Here is a 21,437-nt window from a genome sequence, read left to right on the forward strand (position 1 = left end):
AAAAAAATCTTTTTAAGCATTTAATAATCGGTGGGATAATTCTATTTTTGCAGAACAACAACACAACACAACTACAATGTACAAATCGGTAATCCGTCCCATACTTTTTGGCTTTGATCCAGAAAAAATCCACTATTTTACTTTTTCCACATTACGGTTTCTGAATAAGATTCCGGGTGCCAAATCCGTTTTTAAATCACTATACCAAGTCGATGACAAACGTCTGGAACGTGAAGTTTTTGGACTGAAATTTAAAAATCCTGTTGGCCTGGCTGCAGGCTTTGATAAAGATGCTAAATTGTATAAAGAGCTTTCGAACTTGGGATTCGGTTTTATTGAAATCGGAACACTTACGCCAAAAGGACAGGAAGGGAATCCAAAGAAACGCCTTTTCCGACTTAAAGAAGATTCGGCAATTATCAATAGAATGGGGTTCAACAACGGCGGTGTTTTTGAAGCTGTGGAAAGATTGAAAAAAAACAATGGTGTTCTGATAGGTGGAAATATTGGTAAGAACAAGCTGACTCCAAACGAGGATGCGGTTTCAGATTATGAAATCTGCTTTGATGCCTTGTATGATTATGTCGATTATTTTGTTGTGAATGTAAGTTCGCCTAATACGCCAAACCTACGTGCCTTGCAGGATAAAGAACCGCTGACACAATTGTTGCAGACTTTGCAGCAAAAGAATACGACCAAGCCAAAACAAAAACCAATTCTTCTGAAAATAGCTCCTGATTTGACAGACGAGCAGCTTTTGGATATTGTAGATATTGTAAACGATACCAAAATTGCAGGAGTAATTGCTACGAATACGACAATCTCAAGAGAAGGCCTTACATCCGAAAATCAAAAAGAAACAGGCGGACTGTCTGGCAAACCTTTGACAAAACGCTCTACAGAAGTCATTCGTTTCTTATCTGAAAAAAGCAATAAATCGTTTCCTATTATTGGAGTGGGAGGTATTCATTCTGCAGAAGATGCTTTAGAGAAATTGGATGCAGGGGCAAGCCTTGTACAATTGTATACCGGATTTATATACGAAGGCCCGGAATTGATTAAAAAAATCAACAAAAAATTACTTCAAAAAAAGTAAGATTATTCTATAATCTGTTAGCATAAAATTAGGAAAAAACGATTTCGTAAAATAGAATTCTTTCCTATCTTTGGATTTCTATGGAACAAGTTAAAATTATAGAATGTCCGAGGGATGCAATGCAAGGAATTAAGGCATTTATCCCTACCGAAAAGAAAGTGGACTATATCCAATCCTTATTGCGTGTTGGTTTTGATACCATAGATTTTGGAAGTTTTGTTTCACCCAAAGCCATTCCTCAAATGGCAGATACAGCCGAAGTGCTGTCGAAGCTTGACCTTTCCCAAACCAATAGTAAACTTTTGGCTATTATTGCCAATACACAAGGTGCTGAAATAGCTTCTAAACATAAAGAAATACGTTATTTGGGTTATCCGTTTTCCATATCGGAGAATTTCCAAATGCGTAATACGCATAAAACTATTGCAGAATCCCTGGTGACTTTACAGGAAATCCTGGACATTGCAAACGCTACCGATAAGGAAGTTGTTGCTTATCTTTCTATGGGATTTGGTAATCCATACGGCGATCCGTGGAATGTAGAAATTGTAGGCGAGTGGACAGAAAAATTATCCAATATGGGTGTTAAGATTCTATCGCTTTCAGATACCGTAGGTTCTTCAACTCCTGAAGTAATCGACTATCTTTTCTCAAACCTGATTCCAAAATACAAACATATTGAGTTTGGTGCCCATCTTCATACTACGCCAGACAGATGGTTTGAAAAAGTTGATGCAGCTTATAAATCAGGATGCAGAAGATTTGATGGTGCGATACAAGGTTTTGGTGGTTGCCCAATGGCGAAAGACGATCTGACGGGCAATATGCCGACAGAAAAAATGCTCTCTTATTTTACGGCAGAAAAAGTAGCTACCCACACCAGTCCAATGAGTTTTGAGAGTGCCTATAACGAAGCCACTAAGATTTTTACTGTATACCACTAAATTAAGGCTCGAAATTTGATACCTTTATAGCGGAATTCTAGTTAGAAATAGTTTGCCCAGATCTATAATAAAATTTCTTATAGTATTTATTTGCTTGGTTTTACCAAAAAGCAATAGCTATGCTTTTAACCTACAGAAAGATTCCGTTCCCTATTATTTAGCCGAGTCAAAGAAAGTTGTCTACAGTGATTTTAAGCAAGCAGAAAAGCTGCTTAAAAAGGCTGAAACTGTTGCTCAAAAATCAAAAGACCCAATCCTGATTGCAGATGTAGCTCATAATTATGGCGCTAGCTATTATATTGTGGGATCGTATGATGTTGCCCTAAAGAAATTTATGGAAGCTCTTTTGCTGTATGAAGCAAACAATCATACGCTGGGAATAGCCAAATGCCTTATTGGACAAGGGCTGATTCAGCAGGGAATTGGCAGAAACGAGGAAGCTATTAAATTGTTTAAAGGTGCCAACATCCTTATCCATGAATTGAAAGATACCGTATTAGAGAGTAAGGTGTACTTTAATATAGGAATATCTCAGGTTGAGTTGAAGGATTATGAAAGTTCGTATAAGAATTTCCATAAATCGTTGAAATTGGCAGCCCGGAATAAAGATGCAAATATGGAACATCTTTCCTTCAACAGGCTCGGAAATCTTCATTACCTGAAAAACGATCTGGATTCCTCTGCGTATTATTACCAAAAAGTATTAACCGATTCAGATCTGCCTAATGAATGGGAAAGATCATTTGCCTTTACAGGACTTTCAGAAGTTTATATCAAAAAAGGAAATTATAAAAAGGCGCAAGAATACGGGCTCAAAGGTTTAGAAGCAGCAAAAATAGCGCAGGCCAAATGGGATATTGCCAGGGCGGCAGAAATCTTGTCAATTGCCTACAAAAATGAAAATAACTATGAGATGGCTTTTAAGTATCTGGCAATCTGCAAATCATATAACGATTCGCTATTCAACGATACTAAATTAAAAGAGATCAATCTTCTGCAATTAAAACGTAAAGAAGCTGAAAATGAAAAGCTTATAGCGAAAAATGAAGCAGCACAGCACAAGCTTAAAAACACACGATTGTTTTCTGTTTCTGTCATATTGTTTATGCTTTATCTCTTGACCATTATTTACCAATACACCAAAAACACCAAGATTAAAGAAAAACTTTACAATGAATTAGAGGTTAAAAATCAGGATATTGAAAACCAAAAAGTACTTATAACGGCTCAGAATCATAATTTGAGCGAATTAAACCAGACCAAGAACAGGCTGTTTTCAATATTATCGCATGATTTAAGATCGCCTATTGCTTCGATACAGCAGGTTTTGGGATTGTTGAAGGAAGGAGAAATCAGTGATGAAGAATTAAAAGTTCTCACGGAACATCTGATTACGCAGGTAGACAATACTTCTATTATGCTTAATAATATTCTGCATTGGTCGATGACGCAGTTAGATGGTGCTAAGATCAATAAAGAGAATGTTGATTTGGAAGCTGTTGTCAGAGATTCCATTGCGGCTTTGGAACTGACAGCAAAAGCAAAAGAAATTACGATTAGTCATATCAATTCACATGAAGATGTTATTGTAGATGCAGATAAAGGGCACGTACAGATTATACTCAATAACCTGTTATCTAATGCGATTAAGTTTACGCCGCTGGCAGGAACAATCGAAATAAACTATTCTGAAGACGATGTATTCCATAATATCCATATAACCGATTCCGGTGTTGGAATTTCTAAAGTCAAGATTGAAGAAATCCTAAACTTCGATAAAAGAATGGTTTCTGAAAAAGGTACCGGATTTGAAGAAGGAACCGGTCTTGGGTTACTTTTGGTAAAACAGTTCTTGTCTGACAATAATGGTAAACTGGATATTATTTACCATCATGAGGAAGGAACAGAATTTATTGCAGCTTTGCCAAAAGCTAAAAATTTCTAAATAAACAGTCAGATTTCCTTTTCTCCTGAAAATTAACTATATTTGCACGCAATTTAACTACAAATTGCAACAATGAAAGCACACTCAACTAAAGTTATAGGAGAAGGCCTAACCTATGATGATGTCCTCCTAATTCCCAATTATTCTGAAGTTTTACCACGAGAAGTAAGCATTCAATCTAAATTTTCACGCAATATTACATTAAACGTTCCAATCGTTTCAGCAGCAATGGATACGGTTACGGAAAGCGCTATGGCAATTGCTATGGCTCAGGAAGGCGGTATTGGCGTTTTGCATAAAAACATGACAATCGACCAACAGGCGGCTGAAGTAAGAAAAGTGAAAAGAGCTGAGTCAGGAATGATTATCGATCCGGTAACTTTGCCTTTGACAGCTACAGTTGGTGATGCCAAGCAAGTAATGAGAGAATATAGCATAGGAGGTATTCCAGTGGTAGATGAAAATCAGATACTAAAAGGAATCGTTACCAATCGTGACTTGCGTTTCGAAAAAAACAATGCACGTTCCATCCTGGAAGTAATGACAACAGAGAAGTTGGTTACGGCTGGAGAAGGAACTACATTAGAAGTTGCTGAAGGAATACTGCAAAAGAATAAAATTGAAAAACTTCCGGTAGTAAATAATGACTATAAGCTGGTAGGTCTGATTACTTTTAGAGACATTACTAAGCTGACACAGAAACCAATCGCTAACAAAGACCGATTTGGTCGTTTGAGAGTTGCCGCTGCTTTAGGTGTTACTGCCGATGCAGTACAGAGAGCTGGCGCTTTAGTGGCAGCCGGAGTTGATGCGGTTATCATCGATACGGCTCACGGACATACAAAAGGTGTGGTGGATGTATTGAAAAATGTAAAGAAAAGCTTCCCTGAATTGGATGTTGTTGTTGGAAATATCGCTACTCCAGAAGCTGCAAAATACTTAGTAGAAAATGGAGCAGATGGTATTAAAGTAGGAATTGGACCAGGTTCAATCTGTACAACTCGTGTGGTAGCCGGTGTAGGATTCCCTCAATTTTCTGCTGTATTAGAAGTAGCTGCGGCTGTTAAAGGTTCAGGAGTTCCGGTAATTGCCGATGGTGGTATCCGTTATACAGGAGATATTCCAAAAGCGATTGCTGCCGGTGCTGACTGCGTTATGTTAGGTTCGCTTTTAGCAGGAACAAAAGAATCTCCGGGTGAAACCATCATCTTTGAAGGAAGAAAATTCAAGTCCTATAGAGGAATGGGATCGGTTGAAGCCATGCAGGAAGGTTCTAAAGATCGTTATTTCCAGGATGTGGAAGACGATATCAAAAAACTAGTTCCGGAAGGAATTGTTGGTCGTGTTCCATACAAAGGAGAATTGTTGGAAAGCATGCTTCAATTTGTAGGTGGACTTAGAGCAGGAATGGGCTATTGTGGTTCTAAAGACATTCAGACTTTACAAGAAACAGGTCGTTTTGTTAGGATTACTGCCAGCGGTATTGGTGAAAGCCATCCGCATAATGTGACCATTACAAAAGAAGCGCCAAATTATTCCAGATAATTTTTCTCAATACTATATACAACCGGAGTTCATTTATGTTCTCCGGTTTTTTTATTTATGTTGAAGTATCTTTTTTCAGATTTTCGCTATCCCAGGCATGGTCATCGGGTCCCATAGGATTGAGCAAATCGCTTTTGAAAAGTTGTTCCTGCATTTCGATTTCTTCCATAGCCGAAATCATAAAAGCCTTCTTGTCATGGCGTTTTTTGGCGAGCCTAAATATGGCATCTTCGTCATATTTGATAAACCGCTGTCCTTGTCGGGTTGCAGAATAACGACGATGGCCTAAATAAACCAAAGCATCAATGCCCAGGTGTACAGCGCTATAAAGATTTTCACGGTAAATGTTTTCAATTCCCATGTCAATTATCTCAAAAGCATCATTCCTGTTTCGGGCTCTCGCCAGAATTTTCAAATGCGGGAAATGTTTTTTAAGCATTTCAATTACGATGAGGTTTACGGTTGGGTTGTCAATTGCCGCAATAAACAGTTTTGCATTTTCACAACCGGCAGCTTTGAGCAACTCCAATCGGGTAGCATCGCCATAATATACTTTAAAGCCCATTTTTCGGAGTGAATCTACACGGTCAGAATCGAGGTCAAGGATGGTTGCCGGAATTTTGTTGGTTTTTAAAAGACGACCTATTGTACTTCCGAAATTTCCAAAACCAGCAATGATTACCTCGTTGTTTTCATTGATTTCGTCATAGGTGTTGGATTCTTTTTCTTTTATACCAAAATAAGGATCAATCAGTCTTTCGTTAATAAGTAGCAGGAAAGGAGTAGCAATCATACTGATGGCAATAATAGCCATAATCTGGTTGGCGAGCATATTGGGGATGATATTCAATTGCATGGAAAAACTCATGATTACAAATCCGAATTCTCCTGCCTGGCTCAAACCAATAGAAAAGATAAAGTTCTGGTCGATTTTTTTATTGTACAGTTTCCCGATTCCTAAAAACACGAAGAACTTGATCATCGTGAGTATAAACCCGAAAATCAGGATAAAGGCAGGATTGTCGATAATCAGCCTAAAGTTTATGGAAGCACCAACGCCAATAAAAAACAATCCTAAAAACAGTCCTTTGAAAGGAGCAATATCGCCTTCGAGTTCGTGGCGGAATTCCGAATTGGCCAAAACCACTCCTGCCATAAAAGCACCCAAAGCTGGGCTTAACCCAACTATCTGCATTAAATAGGAAACACCCAATACTAACAGCAATGCCGAAGCGGTGAATAACTCCTGTAATCTCGTTTTAGCAATAATATGGAGCAAAGGCACGATAATATATTTCCCGCCAAAATAAATAGCACCAATAACTCCTGTTACGATTAAGGTTTGTAACCATCCATCCAGATTTGAAATCAGGGAATGATGCAGGTCTTCATCAGGAATAATGTTAGAACTGGAAGCTAATAAGGGAATAAGAGCAAGTATAGGAATGACGGCTATATCCTGAAAGAGCAACACGGCAAAAGAAGAACGCCCAACCGATGTTTGTAACATTCCTTTTTCTTTGAGTGTCTGCAATACGATAGCAGTTGAAGATAATGATAAGGCCAGCGAAATAGTTAGTGAAGTTTGCCAGTTCCAGTCAAAAATAATACAGGAACAGATAAAAAGCACCAAAGAAGTAATGCCCACCTGAAGCGATCCCATGCCTAAAATGAAACGCCTCATTTTCCAGAATTTGTAGGGATCTAATTCCAATCCGATTAAGAACAGCATCATGACTACGCCAAATTCAGCAAAATGCATCAAGTCTTGTCCTTCAGACCCGATAAAACCCATGACGAAAGGCCCGATAATAATTCCTGAAAACAGATAGCCTAAGATGGAACTCAACCCGATTTTTTTGGCTATCGGGACACAGATTACCGCTGCGGCCAGATAGATGATTGCCTGAAGAAAAAAACTATTTTCCATGTCAAATATTTTTAGATTGCATCCAATCGTTCATGTAGAAAAACTCCTGTATTTTTAGGATATCAACTTCGTTATTTTCAAGATAGGTAAGCAGCCGTGCGTAGGAGGCTGCTTTTTCGTGGCAAGTCTGTTCGTCTATTTTATGTGTGCCGTGAATTACAAAAGGCGGCAGGTATTCCATACGGCAGACTTTGGCAGTCTGGCTAAAAGGTCGCAATAGTTCCGGTATTGTAAACAAATGTAATCCTTCTTCCGAATAATTTTCGGCATTGGCTCCGGTAGTAATGGCCTGGAAAATGATTTTGTCTTGTAGTGCTAATCCGTGTTTTCCATAAGCCCAGCCATATTCCAGAACCATATCAATCCATTGTTTCAACAAAGGCGGGCAACTGTACCAATACATTGGGTGTTGCCAGATGATAATGTCATGCTGTTTTAGCAGTTCCTGTTCGTACTTGACATCAATATCAAGTTCTGGGTAAAGTTCGTATAAATCGTGAAAGGTGATGTTTTCGGAATCCGGGATATGTCCCGCTATAATTCTATTCGCAAAAGATTTTTCGAATAAAGGATGAGCAAACAATATTAAAATTTTGTTCTTTAACATCGATTTAGTTGATAGTGGTTGGTGGATAGGTTATAGTTGATAGTGTATGGTGGATAGTTTATAGTTGATAATGTATGGTGGATAGTTTATAGTTGGGGTGTGCTTTGGTAATTTAAATGTCGGGAAAAAAAAGAAATTGGCAAAAAAAAAATCTCGAGCAGTATTGTATGTTGTTGCTCGAGACTTTTTATAGTATTTGAATTTTTAAATCTTAGATTCCTAAGTAATTGCTTGGCGTAATTACTAGCAATTCTGCTTTTACGCTGTCAGAGACATCCAAAGTTTTGATAAAATTATGGATAGATTCCTTGTTCATGACTTCGTTGGTTCTTGTAAGTCCTTTTAAGGCTTCGTATGGATTCGGGTAGCCTTCTCTTCTCAGGATAGTTTGGATAGCCTCGGCAACAACAGCCCAGTTTCTTTCCAAATCTTCTTCAAATTTCGCTGCGTTCAGCAATAATTTGTTCAATCCTTTTAAGGTAGCTTCAAAACCAATAAGCGTATGTCCCATTGGTACGCCAATATTTCTCAATACCGTACTATCGGTAAGGTCTCTCTGTAATCGTGATAATGGAAGTTTGGCAGAAAGGTGCTCGAAAATGGCGTTTGCAATTCCAAGGTTTCCTTCTGAATTTTCAAAATCAATTGGATTCACTTTATGTGGCATAGCAGACGATCCAACTTCACCGGCTTTGATTTTCTGCTTGAAATAATCCATCGATACATACGTCCAGATGTCTCTGTCAAGGTCAATCAGGATAGTGTTGATTCGTTTCAGTGCATCAAAAAATGCAGCAAAATGGTCGTAATGTTCAATCTGTGTTGTTGGGAACGAATGTTGTAATCCCAAAGTTCCTTCTACGAAATCTTTTCCGAACTGTTTCCAGTCAATCTGTTTGTAAGCAACGTGATGCGCATTGAAATTTCCGGTTGCTCCTCCAAATTTGGCAGCAAAAGGAACATTAAAAAGAAGGCGCATCTGTTCTTCCAGTCTTTCTACAAACACAGCTATTTCTTTACCTAATCGGGTAGGAGAAGCAGGCTGTCCGTGAGTTCTGGCTAACATCGGTACGTTTGCCCATTCGGTGCTTAATTCTTTAAGTTTAGCTGTCAGCTCAATTAGCGATTTAAGATATACTTCCTGAAAAGCTTCTTTGGTTGATAACGGAATTGCAGTATTGTTGATGTCTTGTGAAGTCAATCCAAAATGGATAAACTCTTTATATTCGGATAATCCGAGTTTGTCAAAAGCTTCTTTGATAAAATACTCTACGGCCTTGACATCGTGATTTGTTGTTTTTTCAATTTCCTTGATGGCTTTGGCATCCTCAGCGCTGAAATTTTTGTAGATAGCTCTCAGGCTGTCAAATAGCGATGCGTCTACAGTTTTTAGCTGTGGCAAAGGAATCTGGCAAAGTGAAATGAAATATTCTATTTCAACAAGCACCCGATAACGGATCAGTGCTTCTTCTGAGAAATAAGGTGATAAGGAATACGTTTTGCTTCTATATCGCCCGTCGATAGGAGATATAGCGTTTAGTTCAGTTAGCGTTGTCATTTTGTGTTGTTATTAAGCGCAAATATACTTTATCTGTCTGACGTATAAAAGATAAAAAAGCGATATTAGGCAAGCAGAAGCAGCTTTTCTTTTAAGATTTTCATGCCTTCCGAAGCCGTTTTGGGAATAACTTCCAATTCATTGCTTAGGTTTGTAATTCGGGCGGGTTTTAAATCGATATAATATAAAGGTGTTCCCGGTTTTGCAAAATCAACCAAACCTGCGGCCGGATATACCTGCAATGAGGTTCCTACCACGGCAAAGAAATCGGCATCATGGGTGATTCTTACGGCTTCATCTAAAGCGGGTACAGATTCGCCAAACCATACGATATGCGGACGGAGCTGATGTCCGTTGTTGTCCAGATTCCCTAAAAACAAATCATCTTTCCAATCTATAATATGACGATGGTTTTGTACACTGCGTGCTTTGAGCAATTCTCCATGCAGATGCAATACTTTGCTGCTTCCGGCTCTTTCGTGTAGATCGTCTACATTTTGCGTAATGATATATACATCGAAGTGCTGTTCTAATTCCGCCAGTATTATATGAGCGCCATTAGGTAGGACTTCTTTAAGTTGTTGGCGCCTTTTGTTGTAGAAATCCAAAACCAACTCAGGATTTTTTTTCCAGCCTTCGGGTGATGCGACTTCCATAATGTCGTGACCTTCCCACAATCCGTCTGAGTCACGAAAAGTTTTGATGCCGCTTTCAGCACTGATTCCGGCTCCGGTAAGAACTACAAGTTTCTTTTTCATAGTGTTTGTGTTTCAGGATGTAGGGTTTCTTTTTCCAATAGTAATTTTCCCCAATCGTTTAATTGCCATAAAACCAAGACAAGCTTTTCTCCTAATTCGGTCAAAGAGTATTCCACTCTGGGTGGCAGTTCATTAAAAGTTTCTTTGGTTAAGATACCATCTTTTTCCAATTCTTTCAATTGCTGGTTCAATACACGGCGATCTACTTTGGCAATGCCTCTTAAAAATTCACTAGGGCGTTTTTTGCCTTCGTTGATTTGCCATACGATAGGGATTTTCCATTTTCCGGATATAGAATTTACAGCAATTTCTAATGGACATATTTTATTTTCGGTTGCTCTTTCCTTTGTTTTCATAAAATTGACTTTTTGCTCACTAGGGGATAAAAATATGCGGTATTGCCTATCTGCACCAGATTTAGGATTTTTACAAAAATAATCAAAGAAAGATTACAAGGCATATCATTCTTGAAGAAACATTATTAGGTTATGACCGAAACAAAAAGGAAAGGATCTCGTTCCGCAAAAGATATTCCCACAGCTATTATGGAACAGTTGAACGCTGGAAAAATAGAAACCGCAAATTTGGTAGAATGGTTGGCAGTCGACCAAAAAATACTGCTTAAGAATTTGCTGGAAGAGAAAGAAAGAACCTCTTATTTGGCACCGATTTTAGAAAATATAGAGCAACTAAAAAAGCAAACGGTCAATACTATTAATGAAGCCATTGGCAAAGGACTTTATAAGCAGGCTTTACAGGCAGATGATTCTCAATTTTTAATGGAAATTGTTTCGCTTCCGTCCGATTTGGTTCGTTGTTGGGCGACTTATTATATTACATGTGATGAGAACCGTACTTTACAGGAAACATTGGAATTGATAAAACCATTTGCAGCAGATGGCCATTTTGGAGTAAGGGAAATTTCATGGCTTTCGGTTCGGAAATTAATTTCAGAGGATATTAGCCAAAGTATAAAAATCCTTTCAGAATGGACCAAGAGTAAAGATGAGAACGTACGACGTTTTGCAAGCGAAGCAACGAGGCCTCGTGGAGTTTGGTGCGAACATATCGAAGTACTGAAACAACAACCGGAATTAGGCCTGCCAATTCTGGAACCTCTTCGTTCTGACAAGGCAAAATATGTACAAGACAGTGTAGGCAATTGGCTCAATGATGCCAGCAAATCACAGCCCAAATTTGTAACGCAACTTTGTGAAAAATGGCGCAAAGAATCTCCGAGTAAGGAAACCGATTATATCATTAAAAAAGCACTCCGCACAATCGAAAAGAAAACGTAGCCACTCAGCACCTTAGTACCTTAGAGCCTTGACACCTTAACTACGCCTTCCCTAACGTATAAAGCTGTCCTAAAGTAGGTGATGGGCTTCCGCCAGCTGGTTCCAGTGTAATTCCGAAAGCCTCTGCTTCCTCTGCTTTTTCAACTGTAAAGAAACGTTTTGTATTGCCTTTGAAATTGTCAAGAAGCCCGATGCTTGTTGGGGTTAGCGGATTGAGTTTTAATGCCCAAACCTGATAAACCATTCCTTCCGGCGGTTCAGGAAGTCCTGTAGCATCAATATGCACGGCTTTGGTGGATTTGTTCCAATAGACTTTTGAGTAGGATAGAGGCGAAACTTCCTGTCCTTCCATAGCGACTACCGTATTGCTATTATCACGGACGATTGCCAATGCGGCTTCCGTATTTTTGTTTTGCAGATCGAGGTCAGTTACAGACTTTTGTAATTTGCTTTTTTCTGTTTCTATCGTTTCAATTTTAGATTTTTTATCTTCTAATTGTACGTATTGATATCCAACGCCAATCATAAGCAATATAGATGCTGCCCATCCCAAATACAAACCGATACTTGGTTTTGGCTTTTCATCCGTTGTTATTTTGTGTTTGATTAGTAATGAAGCACGTATCTTTTCATAGTTTTCTGATGAAAGGAAAGGAGCTACGCTTTCAGAAAAATTGATAATGGCCTTTTCTATTGAGATAATTTCATTGCGGATATCTTCGTCATTTTTGGCCATTTCTGTAATCTGGCTAAATTCCGGTTCCTCCAATTGTCCAAAAACATACAATTCTAAAATACCTGACTCTATGTATTCTTGCTTATCCATTATACTTTTAAAAAGTTTCTTAAATCATTAATACAGTTTCTGTTCTGTGTTTTTATGGTGCCCAGCGGAATCTGTAATTCTTCCGATGCTTCCTGCTGCGTATATCCTTTAAAAAATAACAGATCGAGAATCTGTATGCATTTCGGTTTTAATTTCTTCACAAATTCCTTGATTCCAATCGTATCGATTTTATGGTTCAATTTGTTACTGTCATCGAGAAGATGTACGAAATTATCAGACGAGAGGTTTTTTTGTCTGTTGTTAAAACCTTTGGAACGGAGTTTGTCAATAGAAGCATTTCGGGAAATATTAAGTATCCAGGTGTAGAATCTTCCTTTAGATTCATCATAGCTGTCAATATTTTTCCATATTTTCACAAAAGTTTCCTGAAGAATGTCTTCAGCTTCCTCATGATCGCGTATCAGATTGTAAATAACGCTAAAAAGACTTTTAGAATACATATCATAGAGCAATGTAAAAGCTCTATCGTCTTTTTTATAAATTTGTATCAGCAGTTCTTCCTGAGTCATGGCCAGATTTTAGGTAAGCCAAGTTAAGGAAACTATTTTATAATCCACTTACTAATGAAAGAAAAAGACTGGGAAATTGAATATCTGTCCTATCTGGAAGGATTTCTGACGGAAAACAGAATAGAGAAGTTTTTAAAGATATTGGAACAGCGTACCAATCATTTTACAATTGCATTGGAAGACATCTACCAACTTCACAATACCAGTGCTGTTATGCGCAGTTGTGAAGTATTTGGTATTCAGAATCTTCATGTTGTGGAAGAAAAATACGGTAAAACAATTGACAAGGAAATTGCTATGGGAGCCCAAAAATGGGTAGACGTTACCCGATACAATTCCAATGCAGAATGCGTGAAAGCATTAAAAGAACAAGGCTACCAAATTATTGCTACTACGCCTCATAATGATTCCTGTTTGTTGCATGAATTTGATATTACAAAGCGCTCGGCACTATTTTTTGGTACCGAAAGAAAAGGGCTTTCTGACGAAGTGATGGACGAAGCCGATGGTTTTTTGAAAATCCCAATGGTTGGCTTTACGGAAAGCTTGAATATTTCGGTTTCGGCAGCGATAGTGATTCAGGATATAACGAGCCGTTTGCGCCAATCCGATATAGATTGGAAGTTAACAGAAGATGAAATATTTTCTAGAAGATTGGCATGGGCTAAAAACTCTATCCGTGATATCAAAAGAATAGAAGAGCGGTATATGGAAATGAATAATATTCCGGAATAGGAATATTATTTTTGGTGATTATATATAATTCTACACTCCTTTTTTCTTATAAAATCTTCATTCGTGCAAAAGCGTAAGTTTCAGTTTATTTAAGTCTTCTTGTTCTTCCCTTAAATTTAAAGATTTTGAAAACACTCTCTTAGTTTGATTTATATTTGTAATAGCAATGCATGATATGATTATCAGTTCAATCTGCTTGGAAGTATGGATAAGGATGATTTGTCAGGCACATAAGTAAGTACGAGTAAACCGAAAAAAATGATAATAGGATATTTTGACTATATAGTAATTGGAATTTTAATAATAATAAATATTAAATTCTGGAAAAAAGAAATTAATAGAAAAATAGGCTGTATAGTAGGACTTATATTCGGAATTGTTCTTCCGATTATTTCGCAGTGGATTGAAATTCAGCGTGTAAAAATGACAATCGGAATTATGGACAATTATGAAATCCTTTATACTTTTTTTAAATTCCCAATTTACTGGATAATTGTGATTGTTCAAGTAATAGTTATTGATAATAAATCAAGCAATCGTTATTGGGATAATCAATTATAAGTTAGAAGAAAAAATATTATTAACAACAAAAGCCACCCGTAATTGGAGTGGCTTTTTTAATATTTTGAAAGCATGAAAAATAAAAAATAAAGCCCCTCACTAACGAAAGGGGCTTATTTATTAACTAACCAGTGTAAACTGGCATATAATTACCTTATTTTTTACCTTTTAGAATTTTGTATTCTTCATAGCATTCGTTGATGGCATCCATGATTTGCAAATCGTTAGCTGTTTTGATAAAAGCTTCAGAATAGTTGCAACGTTCCAAGATTTCAGCAATTTCATTAGGAGTAACGCCCAATAAGGCACCTAAAGTCTCTCTGTCGAATTTAGAAGATAGCAGGTTTTTTACAGCATCATCCTTTTTCATTTCTTTCAACCTTTTGAGTTCCGTAGGCTTTTTTCCGAAGAAATTATAAAGCATATCGGCAGGGTTGAAGATGGAACCTACTACTTTTGAGAAAGCACCAGGAGAATATCTTCCCATTTCATAACCTTGCGAAAGGCCTGAAATACTGTATCTATAGTTTTCTTTTATAGGAATGATTTTATAATCGATTTCCAGATATCCGGTCAGATTGTATTGATTGATGACTACTTCTTCTAAGGCATAGGCCTTTTCAGTCATTTTGATTTTTGTGCTTTTGGTTTTGAACCAGTCGTTGGTGACTCTTACTTTGATGGATTTATATCCCAGAGTCGAAATGTGAAGCGTATCGTTTACTTCGGCAACTAACTCAAAATAACCACTTGCATTTGTTGTCGTTCCTTTAACCTTGTTGAGGTTAATTACGCTAACATCTGCCAGGGGGAGCAAAGTATTGTCGTTAATTACTGTAGCCGAAATTTTTGTATCCTGTGCAAAAGCAAAAGAGGTTACGAAAAAGAAAAAGAAAACTGCAAAATATCTCATAGCCTTGTTAGAAGCGTTAAAAGTAATAAAACTCTTTAAGATATTTTGCAGTCTGTATATAATTATAAGAAAATTAACTAAAAGATTTAGTCTCTTCTAGTTCTTCTTGGTTTCGGAAATTCCGATCTGTTTTCAGGACGTCTTGGTGAACGCTCAGAAAATCCGCCTTCTCTTCTTGGACGATCAGAACGGTCTGAACGATCTGAAGAAAAACCTTCGCCTCTGCGTGGTCTGTCTGATGAACCACCTCTGTCGCTTCCACTTCTGTCGCTTCTGAATCCACCTTCTCTTCTTGGAGCTGAATTTCTGTCGCTTCTGAATCCGCCGCCACCGCCAGATCTGTTTCCTCTGCCGTTGTGGTCTCTTCTAGAGCTGCTTCTGCCACCTCCGTCATTTTTAGAAATCTCAACATTGATGCGTCTTCCTTCCATTTCGATTCCGTTCAATACATCCATTACTTTGTCTGCATGTTCAGCATCAGTATTAAAGAAAGAGAAACCTTCTTTTACATCTACTTTGAAAACATCGTCACGTCCAAGATCTAAAGTTTCTTTCAAGAAGTCTTTTAAAGACATCCAATCGAAATTATCTCTAGAACCGATGTTTACGAAATAACGTACTGCACCGTTGCTATCTCTGGAAACACCTTCACTTGAAGGACGTCTTTCGCCAGCAGATTGCGCAGAAATATCTCTGTTTTTCTTGTAGTAGTTGATGAAACGGTTAAATTCTACCGAAACCATTCTCTTGATCAGCTCTTCTTTTGTAAGTGCTTCAAATACGTTGTTGATTGCCGGAAGATAGTTGTCGATTTCATGGTCTACTTCTGTATCCTTAATCTTGTTAGCCAAGTGTAACAGCTGGATTTCGCAGATTTCAATTCCTGAAGGAATTGATTTCTCTTCAAATTTCTGTTTGATGGTTTTTTCGATAGCAGAAATCTTACGCAATTCGCTTTTTGTTACGATTACGATAGAAGTTCCTAATTTTCCAGCACGTCCGGTTCTTCCTGAACGGTGGTTATAAGTTTCTACTTCGTCAGGAAGTTGGTAGTTGATAACGTGAGTTACGTTGTCAACGTCAATTCCACGAGCAGCAACATCAGTTGCTACAAGCATCTGGATTTGTCTTCCTCGGAATGATTTCATAACGCCATCACGCTGCGCCTGAGATAAATCTCCATGCAAAGCTGCAGCACTGTATCCGTCTTCTATTAATTTTTCAGCAACTGCTTGTGTATCTCGTTTCGTACGGCAAAACACCACAGAAAAGATATCCGGATTAGCATCAGCCAATCTTTTCAATGCTTCGTAACGATCACGAGCATTTACCAAATAAAATTCGTGTGAAACTGTAGCAGAACCAGAGTTTTTGGTTCCTACAGTAATTTCTAATGGTTCGCTCATGAATTGTTTTGCAATTCTAGCTACTTCTGCTGGCATTGTAGCCGAGAATAACCATGTGTTTTTGTCGTCTGGTGAAGTTGAAAGGATGTTTACGATATCTTCATAAAAGCCCATGTTCAACATTTCGTCTGCTTCGTCAAGTACGCAATAGCTGATTTGTGAAATGTTCACCAATCCTCTATTGATCATGTCTTGCATTCTCCCCGGGGTAGCTACAACAATTTGTGCACCTCTCTTAATTTCCCTAGCCTGCTCTGTAATGCTGGCACCGCCGTAAATCGCAACTACATTAATACCTTTTTCGTACTTAGAGTAGTTTTTGATTTCATTTGTAATCTGCAAACAAAGTTCGCGTGTTGGTGATAAAACCAACGCCTGAGTATTTCTATTGTCGGCATCAATCTTTTGGATAAGCGGAAAACCAAACGCTGCTGTTTTCCCTGTCCCTGTCTGAGCCAACGCAACCATGTCTGTGTCTTGTGCCAATAATAGGGGAATCGCTTTTTCCTGCACCTCTGTCGGATTTTCAAATCCTAGATCTAAAATCGCCCTCTGCAGCGACTCACTCAATCCTAATTGTTCAAATTTGTTCATATATTTATTTAAAATAGGGTGCAAAGGTACGTTTAATAAATCATTAAAACTAATGCAAAAACGAAGTTTATTTTTTTATGAGTGATTGAAAATCAGAAAGTTATTTTTTTAGGTGCTCGATAAGTTGTCTCACAGCTTGTGCACGATGGCTCACTAAACCTTTTTCTTCGAGTGAAAGTTGTGCAAATGTGTAGGAAAAACCATCAGGAAGGAAGACAGGATCGTAACCAAAACCATTCGTTCCTCGTCGTTCTGTGATGATAGTACCGAATATTTTTCCGGTAAATAATGTCTGCTGTCCGTTAAGGTTCAGTGCAATAACTGTTTTGAAGTTGGCTTTTCTGTCCGTTTTGCTTTCCAGTTCCACTAACAGTTTGTCAATATTGTTCTGGTCGTTTTTTTGCTCGCCGGCATAGCGGGCAGAGTAGACGCCTGGAGCGCCATCCAAGGCATTGACTTCCAGTCCTGAATCATCAGCAAAGCAGTCATAGCCATAGTTTTTGGTAACATAGTCTGCTTTTAGGATAGCATTGCCCTCAATTGTATCAGCCGTTTCACGGATATCTTCATGGCAACCTATATCTTCCAGACTCAATATCTGTATGTCTTCCGGAAGTAGATTTTGTATTTCTATGATTTTGTTTTTGTTGTTTGAGGCGAAAACGAGCTTCATGGGTTTATGATGTAAGATTTTAGATTTGTGATTTTAGATTTATGATTTTAGATTTATGAATGCAAATGTACTTCAATCGAAAGTTTTGGGAAATATATTTAAGATTTGTGAATGCAGATGTGCCTTAAATCTATTTTTGATTTGAGATTTTTGATTTACGACTAACACCCTGCCAACTATAAACTATCTACTACCAACTATCCACTATAATCTATCCACTATAAACTATAACTCATTCACTTCTTTCTTAAAAAAGTTTACATAAAAGAAGTGAGCTGGATCCAATCCTTGTTCGAGTAGGGCAGCATTGATAAGTCCAATCTTTTCCTCGTCGAGTTCTTCCGGGTTTGAGAAGTTGAGAAAAGTGACAAATTCTTCGCTGTTATGAAATTTAAAGCTGAGAGGCGTATTCAAAGAATATTGCGTAATCTTAAAATCGAGCTTACTACCGAGTTCCCTAATATGCTGTTCCGATTCTATGAAACCGTTTTTAATCAGGGATTCGATGATGGTCTTGAAATTATCGTTCATGATGGCTGGTTTATAAAATTGTCTTACTAATATACGATTTAAAAATGAAATAGCAGTTATGGTAAATCCAACAGCATTTTTTGATTTTGTTATATTATATTTAGCATAGCTTTTATTTTTTGAATCTAATTTATCGATAGCTTTGGCGTAGTTAAACCCTGAAATCAGATGACTTTTATTTTTACTCTCGGTATCCTGCTGGCAATTTCTGTATTTTTCTTTTTTAACCACCCGAAATTTGGAAGACGGCCATCAGGCAAACGGGTTGAACGCATTAAAAAGCTTTCGAATTACGGAAAAGGCCAATTCCAGAATATTTCTGATACGCCTGATCTTACTGATGGAGCTAATCTATACACCGTTTTAAAAGACTTTTTCTTTGGCAAGAGCAAACGAAATATTCCTTCAGACATCATTCCATCCCAAAAAACCGACCTGAAAAATCTGGATCCCGAAAAAGATGTGCTGGTGTGGTTTGGCCATTCTTCTTATTTTATGCAGCTAAACGGAAAGACTTTTTTGGTTGACCCGGTGTTTAGCAACCATGCTTCGCCTTTGTCATTTACTGTAAATGCATTTAAAGGAGCGAATGTTTATAATGTTACCGATATGCCTGAGATTGACTTTCTACTCATTTCTCACGATCATTGGGATCACCTGGATTATGATACAATGCTCCAATTGAAGCCAAAAATAAAAAGAATCATTACGGGAGTAGGTACAGGTGAGCATTTCGAACGCTGGAATTTTGACATGAAAATTGTTGACGAGCTTAACTGGCATGAATCATTGGACTTGGGCTCAGGCTTTAATATACATACAGCTCCCGCCCGTCATTTTTCCGGCAGAGGCTTTAAGAGAAATCAGGCAATCTGGCTGGCTTTTGTACTCAATACACCACAAAAAAGAATATATGTGGGAGGCGATTCGGGCTATGACACTTTTTTCAAGCAGACAGGCGATGCATTTGGGCCATTTGACCTTGCTATATTGGAATGCGGACAGTACAATAAGAATTGGAAATATATTCATATGATGCCAGAACAAACTATACAGGCAGCGTTAGACTTAAATGCAAAAGTCTTGCTTCCGGTGCATTGGGCTAAGTTTCCGCTTGCACTTCACAATTGGGATGAGCCTATCATAAGAGCCGTAGCCGCTGCTGAAAAAACAGGACAACCTATAGTACACCCAATGATTGGAGAAGTACTGGATTTGGATGCGTTAGATAGTAAGGTTAAATGGTGGGAAGGAATCGATTAGTTGATAGTTGGTAATGGATAGTTTATAGTTGGTAGTGGATAGTGGATAGTTTTTAGTTGGGAGTTTTAAATCATAAATCCAAAATCATAAATCCAAAATCTTACATCATAAATCTAAAATCACAAATCTAAAATCTTACATCATAAATCTCAAACCCTATAAAAATGCAAAAGCCGACCTGGAGCGATCGACTTTTGCGGTGAGAGCGTAACCCTGTTTCCAGGTCTCTCGCTGCAAAAGTAATCTTATTTATTAGAACTGCAAGAATTATTTTTAATTTATAGTAGATAGTTTATAGTAGATAGTTTATAGTTTATAGTTGGTAGTAGATAGTTTATAGTTGGTAGAGTGTGAGTCATAAATCAAAAATCTCAAATCAAAAATAAATTTAAGAGCATCTGTCAGAAATCTTAAATCCCAAATCATATATCTAAAATCATAAAATCCCAAGTCCCTTAAAAATCTCATTACACGTTTCTTCCTAGTTGTTACAAAATGTGTTGTTTTTGTATTAAATTTATATTAAACCTGCATTCTCATTGCGTGTTTTGTCGTATCTTCATGACGAATTAATAATTAATAACCCAAAATAATACGCACAGAAAATGAAAACAAAAAGCCTTTTATTGATCGGAATCGTAGGTCTCTCTGTAGTGACCATTGTAAAAACGGTATTGAATAGGATGGAAATCTTCAATGAAGAAGAGGAAGACCAAGAATTAGACGGTCAAGATGAAGAATATGGCTTTCCACTTTTCATCTAAGTAAGTTTATTCGAGTTAGTTAGTTTACGAATCAAATTATTATTAAAAAACAGCGCTATGACAAACAAGAAACTAGTTTTAGGAATAGCGGCGGGAGTCGCAGCCTTAGCAGTAGTAGGAGTAATTTGCCACAAAAAAGGATATGTTAACTTTGGATCGTTGCTTGACAAAGCAGGCGATATGGCCGGAAAGGTAAAAGATACCCTAGGCAAGATTAAAGATTCGGCAGTAGCCGAAGCAGATTCCATGATTAAGGAAAGTAAAAATATTGCCGGAAAAGCCATCGATGCTGCAACCGGAATAAACGACAAAGCTTCAAACGCTGTTAGCTGATTTGATTCATTGTTAGTTTGAAAACGGCTGAATGTAAAACATTCAGCCGTTTTTTATGCCTAGTTATTAGACAATGCTTCCGAAATCTTTTCGCCTAAAGCGATAAACTTGTCTACAGCATTATTGGAGTTCAATTCTTTGTTTACAGTGCCTTTTAGCCTTCCTTCAGATAATACAAAGCTGTAAGCCGCTTCGCCATCTTCAAGTTTTTTCCATGTATATGTATCACCTTTGCTGCTGAAATGATCTTTTTCAAGATTTTCCATCAAAATTTTTCGAATCTTTTCAGTCTTATAGTCGTCAAAACTAGCCCTTATAGAATACGTAAAATCGGAATTATTGACAGAAACAGAGGTAGAACTAGAACTTGAGCTAGAACTAGAGCTGCTTTTGCTTTTACTCTTTTTACCGTTGGTTTTGACTTCTGTTTTTACAGGAGTTGATGAGTCGGTAGAAACATACGTCTTTCCGTTAATTGTTACTACTGAAGTAGTATTTGCCGAAACTTTAACCGACGTTGATGGAGTAGCCGGTGTTGGTGGTGTTGGCGGTGTAGGTGTAGCTTTCTGTGCGCTTGCCATATAGCTGCAAGCCATAAATGCGATGGTGATAATTAGTCTCATAATG

22 protein-coding genes are annotated in these 21,437 nt (G+C 37.7%); 10 read left to right on the top strand and 12 right to left on the bottom strand.

What is annotated here, in order from left to right:
- Positions 1-76: 76 nt before the first annotated feature.
- From FJA49_RS12180 to guaB, 4 genes are all read left to right on the top strand, one after another.
- The gene (locus FJA49_RS12180; protein ID WP_140001193.1) at positions 77-1,096 is read left to right on the top strand and encodes a quinone-dependent dihydroorotate dehydrogenase; all 1,020 of its coding nucleotides are present in this window, start codon (positions 77-79) and stop codon (positions 1,094-1,096) included.
- Between the two features lie 80 nt (positions 1,097-1,176).
- A complete protein-coding gene (locus FJA49_RS12185; RefSeq protein WP_140001194.1) occupies positions 1,177-2,040 on the top strand; it encodes a hydroxymethylglutaryl-CoA lyase in 864 nt (287 codons plus the stop codon).
- 94 nt (positions 2,041-2,134) lie between these two features.
- Entirely contained in the window at positions 2,135-3,985 is a 1,851-nt protein-coding gene (locus FJA49_RS12190; RefSeq protein WP_140001195.1) for a tetratricopeptide repeat-containing sensor histidine kinase, read from the top strand.
- Between the two features lie 72 nt (positions 3,986-4,057).
- Positions 4,058-5,530: an IMP dehydrogenase gene (gene guaB / locus FJA49_RS12195; protein ID WP_140001196.1), complete on the top strand. Its 1,473-nt coding sequence runs from the start codon at positions 4,058-4,060 to the stop codon at positions 5,528-5,530.
- A 55-nt stretch (positions 5,531-5,585) separates the two neighbouring features.
- On the opposite strand, the gene FJA49_RS12200 is transcribed toward guaB, so the two are convergent.
- From FJA49_RS12200 to FJA49_RS12220, 5 genes are all read right to left on the bottom strand, one after another.
- Complete coding sequence (locus tag FJA49_RS12200; protein WP_140001197.1) at positions 5,586-7,460, bottom strand: monovalent cation:proton antiporter-2 (CPA2) family protein; 1,875 nt, start codon at positions 7,458-7,460, stop codon at positions 5,586-5,588.
- A 1-nt stretch (position 7,461) separates the two neighbouring features.
- Positions 7,462-8,067, bottom strand: a complete 606-nt coding sequence (locus FJA49_RS12205; RefSeq protein ID WP_140001198.1) for an NAD(P)H-dependent oxidoreductase — start codon at positions 8,065-8,067, stop codon at positions 7,462-7,464.
- Positions 8,068-8,278: 211 nt separating this feature from the next.
- The gene (gene purB / locus FJA49_RS12210; RefSeq protein ID WP_140001199.1) at positions 8,279-9,625 is read right to left on the bottom strand and encodes an adenylosuccinate lyase; all 1,347 of its coding nucleotides are present in this window, start codon (positions 9,623-9,625) and stop codon (positions 8,279-8,281) included.
- A gap of 65 nt (positions 9,626-9,690) precedes the next feature.
- Positions 9,691-10,383 (bottom strand): SIR2 family NAD-dependent protein deacylase, encoded by a 693-nt coding sequence (locus FJA49_RS12215; protein WP_140001200.1) that lies wholly within the window; start codon positions 10,381-10,383, stop codon positions 9,691-9,693.
- Positions 10,380-10,739 (bottom strand): winged helix-turn-helix transcriptional regulator, encoded by a 360-nt coding sequence (locus FJA49_RS12220; protein WP_140001201.1) that lies wholly within the window; start codon positions 10,737-10,739, stop codon positions 10,380-10,382. Before FJA49_RS12220 ends, FJA49_RS12215 begins: the two co-directional genes overlap by 4 nt.
- A 132-nt stretch (positions 10,740-10,871) precedes the next feature.
- Here FJA49_RS12220 and FJA49_RS12225 point away from each other — a divergent pair, with 132 nt between their 5' ends.
- Positions 10,872-11,681, top strand: a complete 810-nt coding sequence (locus tag FJA49_RS12225) for a DNA alkylation repair protein (protein WP_140001202.1) — start codon at positions 10,872-10,874, stop codon at positions 11,679-11,681.
- A 40-nt stretch (positions 11,682-11,721) separates the two neighbouring features.
- Here the strand turns inward: FJA49_RS12225 and FJA49_RS12230 are convergent, their stop codons facing one another.
- Together FJA49_RS12230 and FJA49_RS12235 are read right to left on the bottom strand one after the other, a co-directional pair.
- A complete protein-coding gene (locus FJA49_RS12230) occupies positions 11,722-12,507 on the bottom strand; it encodes an anti-sigma factor (RefSeq protein WP_140001203.1) in 786 nt (261 codons plus the stop codon).
- On the bottom strand, positions 12,507-13,037 hold the full coding sequence (locus tag FJA49_RS12235) for an RNA polymerase sigma factor (RefSeq protein ID WP_140001204.1): 531 nt from the start codon (positions 13,035-13,037) through the stop codon (positions 12,507-12,509). Before FJA49_RS12235 ends, FJA49_RS12230 begins: the two co-directional genes overlap by 1 nt.
- 54 nt (positions 13,038-13,091) lie before the next feature.
- Between FJA49_RS12235 and FJA49_RS12240 the strand changes: the two genes are divergently transcribed.
- Positions 13,092-13,772 carry a TrmH family RNA methyltransferase gene (locus FJA49_RS12240; protein ID WP_140001205.1) on the top strand — a complete coding sequence of 227 codons (681 nt, stop codon included), beginning with the start codon at positions 13,092-13,094 and terminating at the stop codon, positions 13,770-13,772.
- Positions 13,773-14,030: 258 nt separating this feature from the next.
- On the top strand, positions 14,031-14,333 hold the full coding sequence (locus FJA49_RS12245) for a hypothetical protein (protein ID WP_140001206.1): 303 nt from the start codon (positions 14,031-14,033) through the stop codon (positions 14,331-14,333).
- 154 nt (positions 14,334-14,487) lie between these two features.
- Here FJA49_RS12245 and FJA49_RS12250 read toward each other — a convergent pair whose 3' ends face one another.
- The 4 genes from FJA49_RS12250 to FJA49_RS12265 all read right to left on the bottom strand — a co-directional run bounded on the left by FJA49_RS12250 (position 14,488) and on the right by FJA49_RS12265 (position 18,450).
- Positions 14,488-15,246, bottom strand: a complete 759-nt coding sequence (locus tag FJA49_RS12250) for a carboxypeptidase-like regulatory domain-containing protein (protein ID WP_140001207.1) — start codon at positions 15,244-15,246, stop codon at positions 14,488-14,490.
- A gap of 86 nt (positions 15,247-15,332) precedes the next feature.
- Entirely contained in the window at positions 15,333-17,246 is a 1,914-nt protein-coding gene (locus tag FJA49_RS12255; RefSeq protein ID WP_140001208.1) for a DEAD/DEAH box helicase, read from the bottom strand.
- A gap of 100 nt (positions 17,247-17,346) precedes the next feature.
- Positions 17,347-17,919 (bottom strand): non-canonical purine NTP diphosphatase, encoded by a 573-nt coding sequence (locus FJA49_RS12260; RefSeq protein WP_140001209.1) that lies wholly within the window; start codon positions 17,917-17,919, stop codon positions 17,347-17,349.
- Between the two features lie 225 nt (positions 17,920-18,144).
- Complete coding sequence (locus FJA49_RS12265; RefSeq protein WP_140001210.1) at positions 18,145-18,450, bottom strand: hypothetical protein; 306 nt, start codon at positions 18,448-18,450, stop codon at positions 18,145-18,147.
- Between the two features lie 168 nt (positions 18,451-18,618).
- On the opposite strand from FJA49_RS12265, the gene FJA49_RS12270 reads away from it, so the two are divergent.
- The 3 genes from FJA49_RS12270 (at position 18,619) to FJA49_RS12275 (ending at position 20,810) form a co-directional block, all read left to right on the top strand.
- A complete protein-coding gene (locus FJA49_RS12270; RefSeq protein ID WP_140001211.1) occupies positions 18,619-19,713 on the top strand; it encodes an MBL fold metallo-hydrolase in 1,095 nt (364 codons plus the stop codon).
- Positions 19,714-20,318: 605 nt separating this feature from the next.
- Complete coding sequence (locus FJA49_RS18445; protein WP_158629485.1) at positions 20,319-20,477, top strand: hypothetical protein; 159 nt, start codon at positions 20,319-20,321, stop codon at positions 20,475-20,477.
- Positions 20,478-20,534: 57 nt separating this feature from the next.
- Positions 20,535-20,810 carry a hypothetical protein gene (locus FJA49_RS12275; protein WP_140001212.1) on the top strand — a complete coding sequence of 92 codons (276 nt, stop codon included), beginning with the start codon at positions 20,535-20,537 and terminating at the stop codon, positions 20,808-20,810.
- A gap of 59 nt (positions 20,811-20,869) precedes the next feature.
- On the opposite strand, the gene FJA49_RS12280 is transcribed toward FJA49_RS12275, so the two are convergent.
- Positions 20,870-21,433 (bottom strand): hypothetical protein, encoded by a 564-nt coding sequence (locus FJA49_RS12280; protein ID WP_140001213.1) that lies wholly within the window; start codon positions 21,431-21,433, stop codon positions 20,870-20,872.
- Positions 21,434-21,437 lie beyond the last annotated feature (4 nt).

Source organism: Flavobacterium microcysteis, from assembly GCF_006385255.1.
Lineage (GTDB): Bacteria > Bacteroidota > Bacteroidia > Flavobacteriales > Flavobacteriaceae > Flavobacterium > Flavobacterium microcysteis.

What these genes read in the sequence shown, in the direction of transcription:
- guaB (WP_140001196.1), top strand. Translation starts at nt 4,058, where the DNA reads ATGAAAGCACACTCAACTAAAGTTATAGGAGAAGGCCTAACCTATGAT.
- FJA49_RS12200 (WP_140001197.1), bottom strand. Translation starts at nt 7,460, where the DNA reads ATGGAAAATAGTTTTTTTCTTCAGGCAATCATCTATCTGGCCGCAGCG.
- FJA49_RS12215 (WP_140001200.1), bottom strand. Translation starts at nt 10,383, where the DNA reads ATGAAAAAGAAACTTGTAGTTCTTACCGGAGCCGGAATCAGTGCTGAA.
- FJA49_RS12255 (WP_140001208.1), bottom strand. Translation starts at nt 17,246, where the DNA reads ATGAACAAATTTGAACAATTAGGATTGAGTGAGTCGCTGCAGAGGGCG.
- FJA49_RS18445 (WP_158629485.1), top strand. Translation starts at nt 20,319, where the DNA reads ATGAAAACAAAAAGCCTTTTATTGATCGGAATCGTAGGTCTCTCTGTA.
- FJA49_RS12250 (WP_140001207.1), bottom strand. Translation starts at nt 15,246, where the DNA reads ATGAGATATTTTGCAGTTTTCTTTTTCTTTTTCGTAACCTCTTTTGCT.
- FJA49_RS12270 (WP_140001211.1), top strand. Translation starts at nt 18,619, where the DNA reads ATGACTTTTATTTTTACTCTCGGTATCCTGCTGGCAATTTCTGTATTT.
- FJA49_RS12220 (WP_140001201.1), bottom strand. Translation starts at nt 10,739, where the DNA reads ATGAAAACAAAGGAAAGAGCAACCGAAAATAAAATATGTCCATTAGAA.
- FJA49_RS12245 (WP_140001206.1), top strand. Translation starts at nt 14,031, where the DNA reads ATGATAATAGGATATTTTGACTATATAGTAATTGGAATTTTAATAATA.
- FJA49_RS12265 (WP_140001210.1), bottom strand. Translation starts at nt 18,450, where the DNA reads ATGAACGATAATTTCAAGACCATCATCGAATCCCTGATTAAAAACGGT.
- FJA49_RS12275 (WP_140001212.1), top strand. Translation starts at nt 20,535, where the DNA reads ATGACAAACAAGAAACTAGTTTTAGGAATAGCGGCGGGAGTCGCAGCC.
- FJA49_RS12180 (WP_140001193.1), top strand. Translation starts at nt 77, where the DNA reads ATGTACAAATCGGTAATCCGTCCCATACTTTTTGGCTTTGATCCAGAA.
- FJA49_RS12260 (WP_140001209.1), bottom strand. Translation starts at nt 17,919, where the DNA reads ATGAAGCTCGTTTTCGCCTCAAACAACAAAAACAAAATCATAGAAATA.
- purB (WP_140001199.1), bottom strand. Translation starts at nt 9,625, where the DNA reads ATGACAACGCTAACTGAACTAAACGCTATATCTCCTATCGACGGGCGA.
- FJA49_RS12230 (WP_140001203.1), bottom strand. Translation starts at nt 12,507, where the DNA reads ATGGATAAGCAAGAATACATAGAGTCAGGTATTTTAGAATTGTATGTT.
- FJA49_RS12185 (WP_140001194.1), top strand. Translation starts at nt 1,177, where the DNA reads ATGGAACAAGTTAAAATTATAGAATGTCCGAGGGATGCAATGCAAGGA.
- FJA49_RS12225 (WP_140001202.1), top strand. Translation starts at nt 10,872, where the DNA reads ATGACCGAAACAAAAAGGAAAGGATCTCGTTCCGCAAAAGATATTCCC.
- FJA49_RS12235 (WP_140001204.1), bottom strand. Translation starts at nt 13,037, where the DNA reads ATGACTCAGGAAGAACTGCTGATACAAATTTATAAAAAAGACGATAGA.
- FJA49_RS12205 (WP_140001198.1), bottom strand. Translation starts at nt 8,067, where the DNA reads ATGTTAAAGAACAAAATTTTAATATTGTTTGCTCATCCTTTATTCGAA.
- FJA49_RS12280 (WP_140001213.1), bottom strand. Translation starts at nt 21,433, where the DNA reads ATGAGACTAATTATCACCATCGCATTTATGGCTTGCAGCTATATGGCA.
- FJA49_RS12240 (WP_140001205.1), top strand. Translation starts at nt 13,092, where the DNA reads ATGAAAGAAAAAGACTGGGAAATTGAATATCTGTCCTATCTGGAAGGA.